Origin of the sequence: Streptomyces sp. KR80 (genome assembly GCF_052245555.1) — a bacterium.
Taxonomy (GTDB): Bacteria; Actinomycetota; Actinomycetes; order Streptomycetales; family Streptomycetaceae; genus Streptomyces.
In genome coordinates this window covers 146,620-163,238 of record NZ_JBQQCD010000008.1, presented here as the reverse complement: position 1 = coordinate 163,238, position 16,619 = coordinate 146,620, and the positions used below count along the sequence as shown (strand labels likewise).

The following is a 16,619-nucleotide window of genomic DNA, read 5'->3' as shown; positions in this document are numbered from 1 at the left end:
ACGATCTTCTACCGCCATGGACGGACCTGGGCAAGAGACGCCGACGATCCTTCACCGGCTGTTCGAGCGAGCCCCCTGCGCCGCCGACGGCGGCAGGGCCTGCTCGAACCACACGGTCTTGCCCCGGAAGCGCGAGCTGGTGCCCCACTCCGTCGTCAGCGCGTCCACGACGCGCAGCCCGCGGCCGTACTCCTCGTCGCGGTCGGCGTGGAGCAGCGTGGGCACCTCACGGTCGTCGTCCGACACCTCGCACAACAGCGCGTCCGCGAAGACCAGCCGTAGCGTCACCTGGTCGGTGTGCGCATGCCGTACGGCATTGGTGACGACCTCGCTCACCAGCAGCTCGGTGGGCTCCACGAGGTCGCCAAGACCCCACCGCGCGAGCTGCTCGCGGACCAGCCTGCGCGCCCGTCCGACTTCGCTCGGCTCGAGGGCGAGACGGCAGCTGACCACATGGTCCACCGGGATGCCGTTGAGCCTGGCCATCAGCAGGGCCACGTCGTCCTTCCGCCCGCCGTGGCCCTCGTCCCAGGTGGACACCGCCAAGGCCCGGATGATGGTGTCGCAGGCGGCGTCCATGGACGCGGCGGGGTGGGCGGCCGACTCGCACAGGGCGACCAGCCCCGCCCTGATGTCCTGGCCTCGCATCTCCACCAGGCCGTCCGTGCACAGGATGAGCCGGTCGCCGGGCGCCACGGGCACCGTGGCCGTCTCGAAGGGCACGCCGCCCACACCGATCGGGGCACCGGTCGGCAGCTCCAGCAGCTCGCTCCGGCCGTCCTCGGCGCGGACGAGAACCGGTGGGATGTGCCCGGCGTTGGAGATCAGCAGCTCAGAGCGGACGGGATCGTAGATGGCGTAGACACAGGTCGCCAGGTAGTGCTCGCCCAGGCGGCGCGCCAGGTCGTCGAGATTGCGCAGCAGCTGCGCGGGCGGCAGGTCGAGCGCGGCCATCGTCTGCACCGCGGTGCGCAACTGCCCCATCATCGCCGCCGAATTGAGGCCGTGGCCCATGACGTCACCGACGACCAGGGCGGTACGTGAGCCCGGCAGCTTGATGGTGTCGAACCAGTCTCCGCCCACCCGCCCGAGCCGGGTGCCCGGCAGGTAGCGGGTGGCAGTGTCACAACCCGCCATGCGGGGGGTGACCTGGGGCAGCATGCTGTCCTGGAGGGTCTCGGCGACGCTCTCCTGGTAGGTGTACATGCGCGCGTTGTCGAGGACCAGCCCCGCGCGGGCAGCGAGTTCGGCCCCTGTCGTCCGGTCCATGTCGTGGAACGGCTCCCGCCCGGGGCGCCGTAGCAGGACCATGAAGCCGAGCACCACGTTGCGGGCCTTGAGCGGCGCGATCAGGATCGACCGCCCGTTGATCAGCGGCCGCAGATCCCGCTTCTCGAACTGCGCGGCGATCCTGTCGCCCAGTTCGTCGTCGATCCGCGGGATGAGCACCGGCTCACCCGTGACCATGCACTGGAAGAACGGGGTGTGCTCGGGGAAGGTCATGGCCTCACCGACCGGCACGGTGTCGTCCCAGCGGCCCGGCTCGTCGTTGTGCTCCACCCAGACCCGGTGCCAGACGGTGGTGACGTCGGGCGTCCCCTCGGGGAAGCTCTCTCCGGCGAGAATCTGGGCCCGCAGATGCGTACCCGCGAAGTCGGCGAATCGTGGCACCGCGGCACTGGTGACCTCGCGGATCGTCCGCGCGAGGTCCAGGGAGGAGCCGATGCCGCTGCTGACCTCGTTGAGGAACTCCAGCCGCTCGCGCACGGCGGCGTATTCGAGGTCCTGCTCGGGCGTCGTCGTCCGCCCAGGGGGGAGCGGGGTGACGACCGTATCGCCTCCGACGCCGGCGGCCTGCCCGCCCGGACGGCGTAAGACCCGGCGCGGCACACCCCAGTCCGGGCTGACGGGCACCCGGTGGTGGCGGCTGAACTCCAGGATGGGATAGCCGAGTTCCAGGACCTGCGCCACGATCCGATTGCTCTCCGCGACGCTCATGCTGGGGAGGATCTCGGGAAGCCGGCTGGCCAGCTCGTCGGCGCCGGGGAACTCGGTGTGCAGGGCGAAGCCGGGGGCGATGCTCTCCCCGAGGGGGTCGTCCAGCCCACCCGTGCCGCGGAGACGGCGGGCGTCCGCCGCGAGCACGAGCAGACGCTCGGGGCCCGGGCCGACGAGGGGGTAGGCCCACCAGAGCACGTCCAGCGCGCCCGCTCCCTCCGGCTCGCCGCCGCCGTGCCCGTTGGTGACACGGCAGGGGCCGGTGACCGGCTGGGGGTCGGGGACACCGCGGGCGTCGGTCGTGGAGAAGCGGGCACGGCCCGCGGCGGGATAGGAGCTCATTCCGCTGAGCGAAGCGTCGAGATCGGGGCCGAGCTCCTCGTACGGCCCGTACCCGCCCTGTTCGGCCAGCGCACCGGACACCGGCAGCAGATCGCCGACCGGCACCCCGATGGCCTCCCGCCTGCCGACCCCGAAGAGTCTCGTGGCGCCGGAGCTCCAGTGGGACACCAGGCCGTCGTCGTCCATGACGACAACGGCAAGCGGAATCCTGCCAGGTGCGGCACTCTGCTGCGGCACACGCGGCGGAACACCACGGTCCATGGCGGGGAGGCTCCTTCCCTGTCGCAAGATCTGCGGCACCGTCACCACAGTACGGCCGAGTAGGAGCACCGCGCGGCTCAACGCGAGAAGAGGTGGTGCGCCCCGGTCGCGGCGAGCGCCGCTCCGTGCCGCGAAGTGCGCCGCGGGCAGCGGAGGGCCCCGTCCTTACGCGGGCGTGCGGTCCGGTGGACGCGGCCATCGCTCCTCATCAACGACCGTCCGACGGATCGAGTTTCACGCGCTTTCACCTGCGCGAGGGACTTCGGGTCGAAGCCGTTGGACTCGCGTCGGCGCTCGTGCGGGCGGCGCCGCCGACGCGGGGTCGTGCGGCAGGCTCGGGACGCGAGGAGTCAGTCCTTGTGGCCGAGTTGCAGATCCCGTTCCGTGCGCCCGCCCCGGGCGACCTGGAGGACCGTGGCCACCGGAGGGTAGCCCGCGGCGATCAACGTGTACTCGCCCGCTGAGAGGTCCACGAAGCGGAAGGTTCCGTCGACGCCGGTCGTCAGCGTGTCGACCACGTTGCCCGCCGCGTCGAGCAGGGTGACGCGGGCGTCCCCCACCGGCCGCCCGTCGTGGCACCGCACGGTGCCCCGCAACACCGCGCCGCCCGCCAACTCGACGTCCTGCCGGGTCTCGCACGACGCCTGCACGGTCACGGGCAGCGCCGCCGGACGGAACGCGGGGGCGCCGGCTGCCAGCACATACTCGCCCGCCACCAACTCCGCCATGACGTAACCGCCTTCGCGGCCGCTGCGCGTCGTCGCGACGACCTCGCCCCAAACGTCCGTCAGCGTCACCGTCGCGTCGCGCACCGGGGTGCCGTCGGCGGTGGTCACGGTCCCCACGAGGCGACCCGCCCCGCCGAGGACGACGTCGAGTTCGACCGGTCGTTCCCCGACCGTGACGCTCAGCGCCCGCGGCTGGTGTCCGGCGGCCGCCGCGACGAGGACGAACGCACCCGAGTCCGGTGTGCTCAGTGCGTACCGGCCGTCCTCCCCGGACGCCCCTCGTCCGATCTGCCGTCCGGTGACGTCGATGAGGGTGAGCGCGGCGCGCGGGACCGCGCTTCCGTCGTGGTGCCGGACCGTGCCACAGACCGGCACTCCGGCGCGGTCGGCCCCTCGCTCTCCGGCCGGAGCCGACCGGGCGGGCGGAATGATCGGGGAGTCGCCGGCTCCGGGCTCGTTGTGGGACACCAGGGGTTTCTCCTTGAGGAGGAAGGCGAGCAGAAGGCCGAGCAGGAGCACCGGCACGAGGTACAGGAAGAGGCGCGGCAGTACGTCGGCGTAGGCGTGGACGTAACGGTCACCCAGCGCCGCGTCCATGGCACGGACCAGCTGCGGGGTGATGGTGTCCAGCCCTGGTAGGCCGACCGCAGCCGCGACATCGGCCCCGCCATCGGACCCCGCCCCCGTGCCGGACGGGAGCTCCTTCGGGTGGCCGTCGGCGAGGCGGTGAGCGATGAGCGTCCCGAAGACCGCCGCGCCGACCGAACCCCCGAGCTGCCGGAGACAGGTGCCGGCGCCGGTGGCCGCTCCCAGGTCGGACGGCGCCACCGAGTTCTGCACGGCCAGGATCAGGACCGGCATAACGAGCCCGATGCCGACGCCGAGGACCGCCATCCACCAGCTGTAGTCCCACCGCGGGGTATCCGCGTCGAGCCGGGACAGCAGCCACATCCCGACCGCCGAGACCGCGCAGCCGAGCACCGGATAGGCCCGGTAGCGCCCGGTACGGGCGATGAGATGGCCGGTGGCGATGGAGGCCAGCACGATCCCGCCCATCATGGGCAGCATCAGCAGCCCGGACTCGGTGGCGCCGACGCCGTGGACCAGCTGCAGGAAGGTGGGCAACTGGCCGGCGGCACCGAGGAGGGCGGCCCCGAGGACCGCGCCGATGAGCCCGGTGACGGTGAAGACCGGGTCACGGAATAGCCGCGGCGGCACGATCGGCTCGGGCACGCAGTGCTCCACGACGACGAAGAGCAGTGCCGTGCCGAGCGCGCCGCAGGCGAGCCCGGCGATGACGCGCGAGGTCCACGCGTGTTCCGTGCCGCCCCAGGTGGCCAGCAGGACGAGACAGGCGGTGGACGCGGCGAGGAGGAGTGCGCCGAGGACGTCGAACCGCCGTTTGACGGCGGGCTTCGGCAGGTCGAGCACCAGCGCGACGACCACCATCGTGACCAGTCCGATGGGCACGTTCGGGTAGAAGCACCAGCGCCAGGAGGCGTGGTCGGTGAGGAAACCGCCGAACAGCGGGCCCGCCACCGGGGCGAGCCCGAAGACGGCTCCGATGAGGCCCAGGTAGCGGCCTCGTGCGCGGGGCGGTACGAGGTCGGCGACGATCGTCTGAACACCGATCAGGAGACCGCCGCCGCCGATGCCCTGGACGGCACGGAAGGCGATGAGTTCGTCCATGGTCCGCGACCGGCCGGCCAGCGCGGACCCGATGACGAAGACCAGGAGCGCGAACTGGACGACGCCCTTGCGCCCGAAGAGGTCGCCGAGCTTGCCGTACAGCGGAAGCCCGATGGTGAAGGCGAGCAGGTACGAGGTCGCAGCCCAGGACGTCCGGTCCAGGCCGGGCAGCTCCCCGACGATCTCCGGGAGCGCGGTCACGACGATCGTCTGATCGAAGGCGGCCGGGAGCAGGGTGAGCATCAGGGCGAAGAAGAGCGTCCGCACCCGGCGCGGCCTGAGTTCGGCGGCCTGTGCGGCTCCGGCTGCTCCGGGGCCCGCGTCGTCGTCCAGGTCCAGGTCCGGGGGCGGGGCCTGGGCGGGTGCGGTGGCCGGCTCGCCGCCCTTCACCACTGTGGTCCCGCCCACGTACAGCTCCCCTCGTCGCATCTGCGCCGCCGCCCATTGTTCGCATTACGCAACAACAGCGAGCAAGCACGACGATTCACCTAAGGAACCGCAGGGACAGGTCACCAACTACGTTGCCCCGGGCGCCTTTCGGCGCTCATCAGCGGCTTTCGCGCCGCGCCGGGTGCATCCGGCCCACACCTCCGCTACCGCGAAAACCACTCGATCGGGCTACTCCCCCACCACTCCGGAACGCCTGCTCACTTCTCCACTTCGGCCGCGAGCCGGGCGAGCACCGCATCGTAGATCCGGCCAAGACCCTTGGGCGCGAAGGTCTTCTCGAAGAAGCCGCCGATACCGCCCGCTCCCGTCCAGACGGTGGTGACGACGACCTTGGCCCGACCCTCGCCCGCAGGCGTGACGGTCCACGTGGTGACCATGGAGGAGTTGCGGTCCTTCTCGACGAGCTGCCCGGCGGTCGGCTCGGAGACCTCGAGCAGACAGTCGCGGACCCGCTTGCTGGTGGCCTGGAGCTTCCAGTGCACCAGCGTCCCCTCGCCGTCGCCGCCCTCGCGCACTTCGTACTCGCTGAAGTGCTCGGGCAGCAGCCTGGCGCGGGTGCCTGTGTAGTCGGAGATCGCGCGGAACACCGCCTCGGGGTCCGCCGCAACGATTCGCTCCGTCGTGGCCTCGACCTGCGCCATCGTTCTTCCTTCCCGTCGATTCAGCTGGCCCGCGCCTGCGTTCGGCGGGCGCCACCCAAGCCAACCACCGGCGGTGCGCCTGCCCAAATCGGGGCCACCACTGGCGCAATTCGAACGCACGTTCTAGCATGCCGTGATGTGCAGGGAAAGGGAGGCGCCATGCGCTGGGACGGTCTGAGCAGTGGCAGTACGAGCGCGGCGGCGCCCTCGCTCTTCGGCGTGGACGCGGTGACCCGCACCTTCGACACCCCCGAGTTCCGCGGAATCACCTTCCACGAGATCCGGGCGCGCTCGATCGTCAACCGCGTGCCGGGCGCCTCCCGGCTGCCCTTCGAGTGGACGGTCAACCCGTATCGCGGCTGCACCCACGCCTGCGTGTACTGCTTCGCGCGCAAGACGCACGGCTATCTCGACCTCGACACCGGGACCGGATTCGACTCCCAGATCGTGGTGAAGGTCAATGCGCCCGAGCTGCTGCGCAAACAGCTCGCCTCGCGACGCTGGCAGGGTGACCACATCGCGATGGGCACGAACGTCGACTGCTATCAAAGGGCCGAGGGCCGCTACGGGTTGATGCCCGGCATCCTCGCCGCGCTGCGCGACTACGCCAACCCCTTCTCGATCCTCACCAAAGGGACGCTGATCCTCCGCGACCTCGACCTGTTGCGGGAGGCTGCCTCGGTGACCGAGGTCGGCACCTCCGTCTCGGTCGGCTTCCTCGACCGGGAGCTCTGGCGCACCGTCGAGCCGGGCACCCCGTCACCGGAGCGCCGGCTGGACGTCTGCCGGACCCTCGCCGACCACGGCATCCCCTGCGCCGTCCTCATGGCCCCGGTCATCCCCTTCCTCAGCGACTCACCGGAGCAGCTGCGGGCGACGGTCCGCGCCATCGCGGCCGCCGGCGCGACCTCGGTGACACCGCTGGTGCTGCATCTGCGGCCGGGAGCCCGCGAGTGGTTCATGGCGTGGCTGGGACGGCACCACCCGCACTTGGTGAGCCGGTACGAGGCGATGTACGCGGCCGGCGCGTACGCCCCCACGTGGTATCAGCGCCGCATCACCCGACAAGTCCACGAGTTCGCCACGGAGTTCGGCATCGGCCCCTCCCGCGCGGGAGCGTCCCGTCGCATCGAGCCACCGCCGGCCGCCCCGGAGCCCGCTGTTCCCGAACCGACGCAGCTGACGCTTCTCTGACGGCCCGCCCATGACGGGATATAACGGCCAGTCAGAAAGCTCCGGCCACCGTACGCTGGCGCTCATGCTGCAGATTCGGGAGATGGCCGAGGCGGACATAGCAGCGGTGGCGGCCGTCCGGGTGCGCGGCTGGCAGTACGCGTACGCCGGGCTGATTCCACGGCCGTACCTGAACGGGCTGTCCGTCGCGGAGGATGCCGCCCTGCGCCGCGAGCGCTTCACCGACCGGCAGGACAGGGTCGACAACCTCGTCGCCGAGCGCAAGGACAAGGTCGTGGGCTGGGCCTGCACGGGCCCCTGCCGGGACGAGGACGCCGACCCCGGCGACGGCGAGCTGTACGCCCTCTATGTACTGCCCGAGCATCTGTCCACCGGCGTCGGCCGCGCGCTGCTGGAGGAGTCCCTCGCGCGCGCCACCGACCGCGGTTTCCCCCGGCTGCGCCTGTGGGTGCTCAAGGGCAATGCGCGGGCCCGCCGCTTCTACGAGATCGCGGGGTTCGAGCCCGACGGGACCGAGGTGCCGTACGAGGTCGGCGGAGCCGTCGTGCCCGAGGTGCGCTACGTGCGCCCGCTGGGGGCCGGACCGCGCTGACACAGCGACCGGCCCCGGCTGGGGTAGCCCCGGACGGAGCCTGGGGGAGGCCGGCCACGGGCAAGGGAGGGTCACGGGGTACGGCGACGGGGCAGCCGGGCCAGGGCCGCGGACGCCGCCGCGGCCAGCCGCGGGTGGCCGCGAGCCGCCTCGAGCACCTCGGCCGCGCGGACATCGCCCAGCGCGCCCAGGCCCTCCACGCAGGCGAGCGCGACCCGCCAATGGGGATCGCGGGGCGACAGCAGCCTTTCCAGGGTGGCGATGAGCGCCGGTACGGATTCCGGGGCACACAGCACGGTCAGCAGCCGGACGGGGTGCAGGGCGTACGACGTACGCAGCGAGTTGGTGGCGAGGGCCGCCGCCGCCCGGGCCGTACGTGGGTCGCCGAGCCGGGCCAGCGCGTACGCCGCCGTCGCACAGCGCGGCGGATCGCGGTGGTTGAGGAGCAGCACCAGCGTCTCGAAGGCGCGGCGGTCGCCCGAACAGCCCAGCACGAAGGCGGCGAACTCCCGTTCCTGCAGGGGCCGTGCGGGTTCGGTCAGGGCGCGCGCCAACTCGGCGCGGGCCGGTTCGCCGAGCCCGGAGAGAAGCGCGAACCCGACGCGGTCCGGCTCGGCTCGAGCCGAGTCGGCGGCGGAGCGCTCGGGTCCCGGTGCTGCGCCGGGCCGGTCGGCGGCAGGCCCGCCTCGTACGAGAGCGACCAGGTGCTCGTACTCCGCCTGCCGGCCCACCCTCGCCGCCTCGCCGCGCAGCCGCTCCTCCAGCGCGCGGAATTCCTCTTCCATGTCCAGCACCCTCCCCCAGTGGCCCTCGCCACACCTCCCACCGGCCCACTTCCCCTGGCGCACTCGGTTACTCACGAGTTAAGCTCTGGGGACGAGCACACCCGCTCGGGCGGCCTGGTGACGCAGCCGCCATGTGCAGTCGGTTCTGCACGCAGCACGTAGTACGGCATGGCCTCGGGACAGGGCCCGCCGCTTTTCCCGCCGGGCAGCACTGCCCTCCGTGCGGCAGATCACGCAACTCCCTCCTGCGGTGCGGCTATTCCGCACCCCGGACTGCCACGCACCCGAAATCCCTCAGTCGTCACTCTCCCCGCGGCCCCGCCCGGGGAACACTCTCAGGAGTCTCGCGATGGACCGACTCTCCAGCCCGGATCCCTCCTCCGCCCCCTCCACTCTCGGCACCATCGCCGTCGTCGGCCTCGGCACCATGGGCACCGGCATCGCCGAGGTCCTCGCCCGCGCCGGCCGCGAGGTCATCGGGATCGACATCAGCGAGGCCGCCGCCGTGCAGGCCGTGGCCGCCCTGGACGCCTCCACCGCCCGCGGCGTGCAGCGCGAGCGGATCACCGAGCGTGAGCGGCAGGACGTGCTCGCCCGCTTCCGCACCTTCACCGACCTGCAGGCGGCGGCCGAGGCCGACCTGGTGATCGAGGTCGTGCCGGAGGACTACGACCTCAAGCGCGAGATCTTCACGGCGCTCGACTCCGTCGTCCGGCCCGACACCATCCTGGCAACCGGCACCAATGCCCTGTCAGTGACCCGGCTCGCCGCCGACTCCGCCCGGCCCGAACGCGTCCTGGGACTGCACTTCTTCAACCCGGCGCCCGCGATGAAGCTGGTCGAGGTCGTCTCCTCGGTGCTGACCGCGCCCACCGCCGTCGCGGCGGTCACCTCGCTCGCCCGGGACCTGGGCAAGGAGCCGGTGGCAGTCGGCGACCGGCCGGGCTTCGTCGCCGACGGCCTGCTCTTCGGCTATCTGAACCAGGCCGCCGCGATGTACGAGGCGAAGTACGCGACCCGCGAGGACATCGACGCGGCGATGCGGCTCGGCTGCGGTCTGCCCATGGGCCCGCTGGCCCTGCTCGACCTGGTCGGCATCGACACCGCACGGACCGTCCTGGAGGCGATGTACGCCGCGTCCGGCGACCGCCTCCACGCCCCCGCCCCCATCCTCAAGCAGCTCAGCGAGGCCGGGCTGACCGGCCGCAAGTCGGGCCGCGGCTTCTACACCTACGAGGCGCCGGGCAGCACCGCTGTCGTGCCGGACGCCGAGACCCCGGCCGAGTCCGGTGCGCCGGGCGCCGGCCGTACGGTCCGCAGCGTCGGCGTCGCGGGCTCGGGCACCATGGCCGGTGGCATCGCCGAGGTGTTCGCCAAGGCGGGTTACGACGTCGTGCTCGCCGCTCGTAGCCAGGACAAGGCGGACACCGCCAAGGCGCGTATCGCCAAGTCCCTTGGGCGGTCTGTCAACAAGGGGCGGCTGACGGCCGAGGCGCGCGACGCGACCCTCGCCCGGATCACCACGGCTGGTTCCCTGGAGGCCTTCTCGGACGTGGACCTGGCCGTCGAGGCGGTGGCCGAGGAGCTGGAGATCAAGCAGCAGCTGTTCACCGCCCTCGACAAGATCTGCAAGCCGGGCGCGGTCCTGGCGACCACCACCTCCTCACTGCCGGTCGTCGCCTGCGCGCGCGCCACGTCGCGGCCCCAGGACGTCATCGGAATGCACTTCTTCAACCCGGCGCCGGCGATGAAGCTGGTGGAGGTGGTCCGTACCGTCCTCACCGCGGACGATGTGCACGCCACCGTCCGCGAGGTGTGCGTCAAGATCCGCAAGCACGCGGTGGACTGCGGCGACCGCGCCGGTTTCATCGTGAACGCCCTGCTGTTCCCGTACCTCAACAACGCGGTCAAGATGGTGCAGGAGCACTACGCGTCGCTCGACGACATCGATGCGGCGATGAAGCTGGGCGGCGGCTATCCGATGGGCCCCTTCGAGCTGCTGGACGTGGTGGGCCTGGACGTCTCGCTCGCCATCGAGAAGGTGCTGCACCGCGAGTTCCGCGACCCGGGCCTGGCGCCCGCGCCGCTGCTGGAGCACCTCGTCGCAGCGGGATGCCTCGGACGCAAGACGGGGCGCGGCTTCCGCGAGTATGCGAAGGCCTGACCCGGGCACGCAGTGGGGCGGGCTGCTGGGTCCGGTCAGTCCGCCCCCGCACGGTGTCAGTTCGCCGTGTTACGTTCCCCACATGTCCCAGCCCGTTAAGTCCCCTCGTCCCCAACCCGTCGAAGGCCCGGAGAGCCCCGGCAGCCGCCGCGCAGCGACGCAGCGGCTCACCATGCGCCGCAAGTTGGCGGCCGCGGCGATGGAGCTCTTCGCGACGAAGGGGTACGAGGCGACGACGGTCGACGAGATCGCGGCCGCGGCGGGAGTCGCCCGCCGGACCTTCTTCCGGCACTTCCGCTCCAAGGAAGAGGCGATCTTCCCGGACCACGACGACACCCTCGTGCGAGCGGAGGCGGTGCTCGAGGCGGCGCCGCCGCACGAGCACCCGCTGGACACGGTCTGCCGGGGCATCAAGGAGGTCATGCGGATGTACGCGGCCTCGCCGGCGGTGTCCGTGGAGCGTTACCGGCTGACCCGCGAAGTCCCCACCCTCCGGGAGCGGGAGATCGCCTCGGTCGCTCGCTACGAGCGGTTGTTCACCCGGTATCTGCTGGGCCACTTCGATGAGCGCGCACACCGCGACGGCGACGACGACCCGCTGCTGGCCGAGGTCGCCGCCTCCGCGGTGGTCACGGCGCACAACCATGTGCTGCGGCGCTGGCTGCGCAGCGGCGGCCAGGGGGATGTGGAGGCCCAGCTGGACCATGCCTTCGCGATCGTCCGGGAGACCTTCGGCAGCGGAATCGGCGCTCTGGGCCGACCGGCGGCGGAGCGGGAGCAGTCGGCCGCGGCGTCCGCTGAGGGGGACGTGCTGGTGACGGTGGCCCGTACGGACGCGCCGCTCAGCGAGGTCATGCGCACGATCGAGCAGGCGCTGGCCGCCGGCGGACAGCAGACCGGGGCGAAGTGAGTGCTCCCCCTGCGTGAGTCCGGCGGTGATCTTCCACCATGTGGTGGAAGATCAAGGCCCAAGCGGCTGACCACGCACCGCCCGGGCGCACATCGTCACGCTGTCGCAGGAGAATGCGACCCGAGCGCACACAAATCAACACTGTAGGCAACGGCCGCCCCGGATGGGGCGGCCGTTGTTGCTCATACGTACCTGCGGGATGACATCTGAGAGAAATTATTGGCACGCAGTGTCTTGTCCTATGGCACGCCGTGCCATACGTTGTGAGTGTCCGGGCGGCCGGGCGTGCAGAGATCTCTCGTACGCCCGGCTGTCCCCGCAAGACATCTTGCGCGCCCGGACGCCTGCGTCACAGGCACTCCCCGGCTCCGCTGGTGGGACGGACCCCCACCAGCGCCACCGCACCGCCACAGCACCACCGTGAGCCGAACCGACGGCACCAGTACCACCCATAAGCGACCCGAGCGTTCCCTCAAGCGTTCCGCAACGCTTCGCCGGAGGCCCCAAAGTGAACCAAATCCTGGACGCAATCCTCTCGCCGGACAGCACCGCTGCCGACTTCGCCGCCCTGCCGCTCCCCGAGTCCTACCGGGCGGTGACCGTCCACAAGGACGAGGCGGAGATGTTCGCCGGAGTCGAGAGCCGGGACAAGGACCCGCGCAAGTCCTTGCACGTCGACGACGTGCCCGTGCCCGAGCTGGGACCCGGCGAGGCCCTCGTCGCCGTGATGGCCAGCTCGGTCAACTACAACTCCGTCTGGACCTCGATCTTCGAGCCGCTGCCGACCTTCGGCTTCCTCGAGCGCTACGGCAGGCTGTCGCCGCTCACCAAGCGGCACGACCTGCCGTACCACATCATCGGCTCCGACCTCGCGGGCGTCGTGCTGCGCACCGGCCCGGGCGTGAACGCCTGGCAGCCCGGTGACGAGGTGGTGGCCCACTGCCTGTCGGTGGAGCTGGAGTCGGCCGACGGCCACAACGACACCATGCTCGACCCGGAGCAGCGCATCTGGGGCTTCGAGACCAACTTCGGCGGCCTCGCGGAGATCGCTCTGGTCAAGTCCAACCAGCTGATGCCCAAGCCGAAGCACCTGAGCTGGGAGGAGGCGGCGGCCCCCGGCCTGGTCAACTCCACCGCCTACCGCCAGCTGGTCTCGCGCAACGGCGCCGGCATGAAGCAGGGCGACAACGTGCTGATCTGGGGCGCGAGCGGCGGCCTCGGGTCGTACGCCACCCAGTTCGCGCTGGCCGGCGGTGCCAACCCGATCTGCATCGTCTCCAGCGAGGACAAGGCGGAGATCTGCCGGAAGATGGGCGCAGAGGCGATCATCGACCGGAAGGCCGAGGGCTACAAGTTCTGGAAGGACGAGCACAACCAGGACCCGAAGGAGTGGAAGCGCTTCGGCAAGCGCATCCGCGAACTCACCGGCGGCGAGGACGTCGACATCGTCTTCGAACACCCCGGCCGCGAAACCTTCGGCGCGAGCGTCTACGTCACCCGCAAGGGCGGCACCATCGTCACCTGCGCCTCCACCTCCGGGTACAACCACGAGTACGACAACCGCTACCTGTGGATGTCGCTCAAGCGGATCGTCGGCTCCCACTTCGCCAACTACCGCGAGGCGTGGGAGGCCAACCGCCTGATCGCCAAGGGCAAGATCCACCCGACGCTGTCCAAGACGTACACCCTGGACGAGACCGGCCAGGCGGCGTACGACGTGCACCGCAACCTCCACCAGGGCAAGGTCGGCGTGCTGTGCCTGGCCCCGCAGGAGGGCATGGGCGTGCGCGACGAGGAACTCCGCGCCAAGCACATCGACGCGATCAACCGCTTCCGGAACGTCTGAAAGCGGCGGGGCATGACTGAGCGTCAAAAAGACCGCCCGTGGCTGATGCGGACGTACGCCGGGCACTCCACGGCCGAGGCGTCCAACGAGCTGTACCGGCGCAACCTCGCCAAGGGCCAGACCGGCCTCTCGGTCGCGTTCGACCTGCCGACGCAGACCGGCTACGACCCCGATCACATCCTCGCCCGCGGCGAGGTCGGCCGGGTCGGGGTCCCGGTCTCCCACCTCGGTGACATGCGGCGGCTGTTCCAGGACATCCCGCTGGAGCAGATGAACACCTCGATGACCATCAACGCCACGGCCATGTGGCTGCTGGCGCTCTACCAGGTGGTCGCGGAGGAGCAAGGACTCGACAAGGCTGCCATCGCCAAGCTGTCCGGGACGACGCAGAACGACATCGTCAAGGAGTACCTGTCGCGCGGGACGCATGTCTTCCCGCCAGGACCGTCGCTGCGCCTGACCACCGACATGATCACGTACACGGTGGCCAACATCCCCAAGTGGAACCCGATCAACATCTGCAGCTACCACCTGCAGGAGGCCGGGGCCACACCGGTGCAGGAGATCGCCTACGCGATGTCGACGGCGATCGCCGTGCTCGATGCCGTACGGGACTCGGGCCAGGTGCCGGCGGAGAAGTTCGGTGACGTGGTGGCGCGGATCTCGTTCTTTGTGAACGCGGGCGTCCGCTTCGTCGAGGAGATGTGCAAGATGCGCGCCTTCGGCCGCATCTGGGACAAGGTCACGCGCGAGCGCTACGGCATCGAGAACGACAAGCAGCGCCGCTTCCGCTACGGCGTCCAGGTCAACTCCCTGGGCCTGACCGAGGCACAGCCGGAGAACAACGTCCAGCGCATCGTCCTCGAGATGCTGGCGGTCACCCTCTCCAAGGACGCTCGCGCCCGTGCCGTCCAGCTCCCGGCCTGGAACGAGGCACTGGGCCTGCCCCGCCCCTGGGACCAGCAGTGGTCGCTGCGCATCCAGCAGGTCCTCGCCCACGAGAGCGACCTCCTCGAGTACGACGACATCTTCGCCGGCTCGCACGTCATCGAGGCCAAGGTCGACGCCTTGGTCGAGGAGTCCCTGGCCGAGATCGACCGGATCCAGGAGATGGGCGGTGCGATGGCCGCCGTCGAGTCCGGCTATCTCAAGGCTCAGCTGGTCGCCTCGCACGCCGAGCGCCGCGCCCGCATCGAAGGGGGCGAGGAGAAGATCGTCGGCGTCAACTGCTTCGAGTCGACCGAGCCCAATCCGCTCACCGCCGACCTCGACACCGCGATCATGACGGTGGACCCGGCGAACGAGGCCCGGGTGGTCGCCGCGCTGCACGAGTGGCGCGACAACCGCGACGAGGCCCGCGCACAGGAGGCGCTGTCCGCCCTCAAAGCGGCCGCCGCAGGCGACACCAACCTCTTCGCCGCCACCCTCGAGTGCGCCCGCGCCGGTGTGACGACGGGCGAGTGGGCCTGGGCCCTGCGCGACGTCTTCGGCGAGTTCCGCGCTCCCACGGGCGTCAGCAGCGCGCCCGTGGCCGTGGCCGCCGTGGCGGGCAGCCCGCTCGCCCAGGTCCGCGAGAAGGTGGCCCGGACGGCCGAGGAGCTGGGCAGCGGAAAGCTGCGGCTGCTGGTCGGCAAGCCCGGCCTCGACGGCCACAGCAACGGCGCCGAGCAGATCGCCGTACGGGCCCGGGACGCCGGGTTCGAGGTGGTCTACCAGGGCATCCGGCTCACCCCCGAGCAGATCGTCTCGGCGGCCGTCGCCGAGGATGTGCACTGTGTCGGCCTGTCGATCCTCTCCGGCTCGCACGCCGAGCTGGTGCCCGACGTGCTGGAGCGGCTGCGGCAGTCCGGCGCCGGTGACATCCCGGTGATCGTCGGGGGGATCATCCCCTCCGCGGACGCCCAGGCGCTCCGTGCGGCCGGAGTCGCGGCCGTCTTCACCCCGAAGGACTTCGGTATCACGGAGATCATCGGCCGTATCGTCGACGAGATCCGCACAGCGAATAAGCTCGACCCTCTGGAGGTCCCCGCATGACCGGCCACCCGTCTCCGGCCACCGCCGTCAACCGCTTGCGGCCGCGCCGCTCCTGCCTCGCCGTGCCGGGCAGCAACCCGCGGTTCCTGGAGAAGGCGCAGGGCCTCCCCGCCGACCAGGTCTTCCTGGACCTGGAGGACGCGTGCGCGCCGCTGGCCAAGCCCGAGGCCCGGCACACCATCGTCAAGTTCCTCAACGAGGGCGACTGGACGGGCAAGACGCGGGTCGTGCGGGTCAACGACTGGACGACACACTGGACCTACCGGGACGTGGTGACGGTCGTCGAGGGCGCGGGCCCGAACCTCGACTGCATCATGCTGCCGAAGGTGCAGGACGCCGAGCAGATCGTCGCGCTCGACCTGCTGCTCACCCAGATCGAGAAGACGATGGGCTTCGAGGTCGGCAAGATCGGCATCGAGGCGCAGATCGAGAACGCCAAGGGTCTGGTGAACGTCGACGCGATCGCGGCCGCCTCCCCGCGCGTCGAGACGATCATCTTCGGCCCCGCCGACTTCATGGCCTCCATCAACATGAAGTCGCTCGTCGTCGGTGAACAGCCGCCCGGCTACCCGGCGGACGCCTACCACTACATCCTGATGCGCATCCTGATGGCGGCCCGTACGCACAACCTCCAGGCGATCGACGGCCCCTACCTGCAGATCAAGAACGTCGACGGCTACAAGGCGGTGGCCCAGCGCGCCGCGGCCCTCGGCTTCGACGGCAAGTGGGTCCTGCACCCGGGCCAGGTCGAGGCGGCCAACGAGATCTTCTCGCCCTCCCAGGAGGACTTCGACCACGCCGAGCTGATCCTGGACGCGTACGAGTACTACACGTCCGAGGCCGGCGGCAAGAAGGGCTCCGCGATGCTCGGCGACGAGATGATCGACGAGGCGAGCCGCAAGATGGCGCTGGTCATCTCCGGCAAGGGCCGCGCCGCCGGCATGACCCGTACATCCACGTTCGAGGCCCCGGAGGCGTAAGCACC

At 70.9% G+C, this 16,619-nt stretch carries 11 protein-coding genes; 7 read left to right on the top strand and 4 right to left on the bottom strand.

Going from position 1 to position 16,619, the window contains the following annotated elements; all coding sequences use genetic code 11:
• Positions 1–51: 51 nt before the first annotated feature.
• The 3 genes from ACTWQI_RS14650 to ACTWQI_RS14640 form a co-directional block, all read right to left on the bottom strand.
• Positions 52–2,601 carry a SpoIIE family protein phosphatase gene (locus ACTWQI_RS14650; RefSeq protein ID WP_443270557.1) on the bottom strand — a complete coding sequence of 850 codons (2,550 nt, stop codon included), beginning with the start codon at positions 2,599–2,601 and terminating at the stop codon, positions 52–54.
• Between the two features lie 350 nt (positions 2,602–2,951).
• A complete protein-coding gene (locus ACTWQI_RS14645) occupies positions 2,952–5,426 on the bottom strand; it encodes an MFS transporter (RefSeq protein WP_443270555.1) in 2,475 nt (824 codons plus the stop codon).
• A gap of 239 nt (positions 5,427–5,665) precedes the next feature.
• Positions 5,666–6,109, bottom strand: coding sequence for an SRPBCC family protein (locus ACTWQI_RS14640; RefSeq protein WP_443270554.1), 444 nt, complete (start codon positions 6,107–6,109; stop codon positions 5,666–5,668).
• A 159-nt stretch (positions 6,110–6,268) separates the two neighbouring features.
• Between ACTWQI_RS14640 and ACTWQI_RS14635 the strand changes: the two genes are divergently transcribed.
• Positions 6,269–7,303, top strand: a complete 1,035-nt coding sequence (locus tag ACTWQI_RS14635) for an Rv2578c family radical SAM protein (RefSeq protein ID WP_443270552.1) — start codon at positions 6,269–6,271, stop codon at positions 7,301–7,303.
• Positions 7,304–7,367: 64 nt separating this feature from the next.
• Positions 7,368–7,895: a GNAT family N-acetyltransferase gene (locus ACTWQI_RS14630; protein ID WP_443270551.1), complete on the top strand. Its 528-nt coding sequence runs from the start codon at positions 7,368–7,370 to the stop codon at positions 7,893–7,895.
• Positions 7,896–7,966: 71 nt separating this feature from the next.
• Here the strand turns inward: ACTWQI_RS14630 and ACTWQI_RS14625 are convergent, their stop codons facing one another.
• A complete protein-coding gene (locus ACTWQI_RS14625) occupies positions 7,967–8,680 on the bottom strand; it encodes a HEAT repeat domain-containing protein (RefSeq protein WP_443270549.1) in 714 nt (237 codons plus the stop codon).
• Between the two features lie 349 nt (positions 8,681–9,029).
• On the opposite strand from ACTWQI_RS14625, the gene ACTWQI_RS14620 reads away from it, so the two are divergent.
• The 5 genes from ACTWQI_RS14620 to ACTWQI_RS14600 all read left to right on the top strand — a co-directional run bounded on the left by ACTWQI_RS14620 (position 9,030) and on the right by ACTWQI_RS14600 (position 16,614).
• Positions 9,030–10,844, top strand: coding sequence for a 3-hydroxyacyl-CoA dehydrogenase family protein (locus tag ACTWQI_RS14620; RefSeq protein WP_443270548.1), 1,815 nt, complete (start codon positions 9,030–9,032; stop codon positions 10,842–10,844).
• Between the two features lie 82 nt (positions 10,845–10,926).
• Complete coding sequence (locus ACTWQI_RS14615; protein ID WP_443270546.1) at positions 10,927–11,754, top strand: TetR family transcriptional regulator; 828 nt, start codon at positions 10,927–10,929, stop codon at positions 11,752–11,754.
• Between the two features lie 508 nt (positions 11,755–12,262).
• Entirely contained in the window at positions 12,263–13,600 is a 1,338-nt protein-coding gene (ccrA, locus tag ACTWQI_RS14610; RefSeq protein ID WP_443270545.1) for a crotonyl-CoA carboxylase/reductase, read from the top strand.
• A gap of 12 nt (positions 13,601–13,612) precedes the next feature.
• Positions 13,613–15,634, top strand: a complete 2,022-nt coding sequence (locus ACTWQI_RS14605) for a protein meaA (RefSeq protein ID WP_443270543.1) — start codon at positions 13,613–13,615, stop codon at positions 15,632–15,634.
• On the top strand, positions 15,631–16,614 hold the full coding sequence (locus ACTWQI_RS14600; RefSeq protein ID WP_443270541.1) for an HpcH/HpaI aldolase/citrate lyase family protein: 984 nt from the start codon (positions 15,631–15,633) through the stop codon (positions 16,612–16,614). The genes ACTWQI_RS14605 and ACTWQI_RS14600 overlap by 4 nt, the downstream gene beginning before the upstream one ends.
• Positions 16,615–16,619 lie beyond the last annotated feature (5 nt).

Excerpts from the sequence above, each read along its gene's own strand:
- ACTWQI_RS14650 (WP_443270557.1), bottom strand. The coding sequence starts at position 2,601 with ATGGACCGTGGTGTTCCGCCGCGTGTGCCGCAGCAGAGTGCCGCACCT.
- ACTWQI_RS14635 (WP_443270552.1), top strand. The coding sequence starts at position 6,269 with ATGCGCTGGGACGGTCTGAGCAGTGGCAGTACGAGCGCGGCGGCGCCC.
- ACTWQI_RS14615 (WP_443270546.1), top strand. The coding sequence starts at position 10,927 with ATGTCCCAGCCCGTTAAGTCCCCTCGTCCCCAACCCGTCGAAGGCCCG.
- ACTWQI_RS14605 (WP_443270543.1), top strand. The coding sequence starts at position 13,613 with ATGACTGAGCGTCAAAAAGACCGCCCGTGGCTGATGCGGACGTACGCC.
- ACTWQI_RS14625 (WP_443270549.1), bottom strand. The coding sequence starts at position 8,680 with ATGGAAGAGGAATTCCGCGCGCTGGAGGAGCGGCTGCGCGGCGAGGCG.
- ACTWQI_RS14640 (WP_443270554.1), bottom strand. The coding sequence starts at position 6,109 with ATGGCGCAGGTCGAGGCCACGACGGAGCGAATCGTTGCGGCGGACCCC.
- ACTWQI_RS14620 (WP_443270548.1), top strand. The coding sequence starts at position 9,030 with ATGGACCGACTCTCCAGCCCGGATCCCTCCTCCGCCCCCTCCACTCTC.
- ACTWQI_RS14630 (WP_443270551.1), top strand. The coding sequence starts at position 7,368 with ATGCTGCAGATTCGGGAGATGGCCGAGGCGGACATAGCAGCGGTGGCG.
- ACTWQI_RS14600 (WP_443270541.1), top strand. The coding sequence starts at position 15,631 with ATGACCGGCCACCCGTCTCCGGCCACCGCCGTCAACCGCTTGCGGCCG.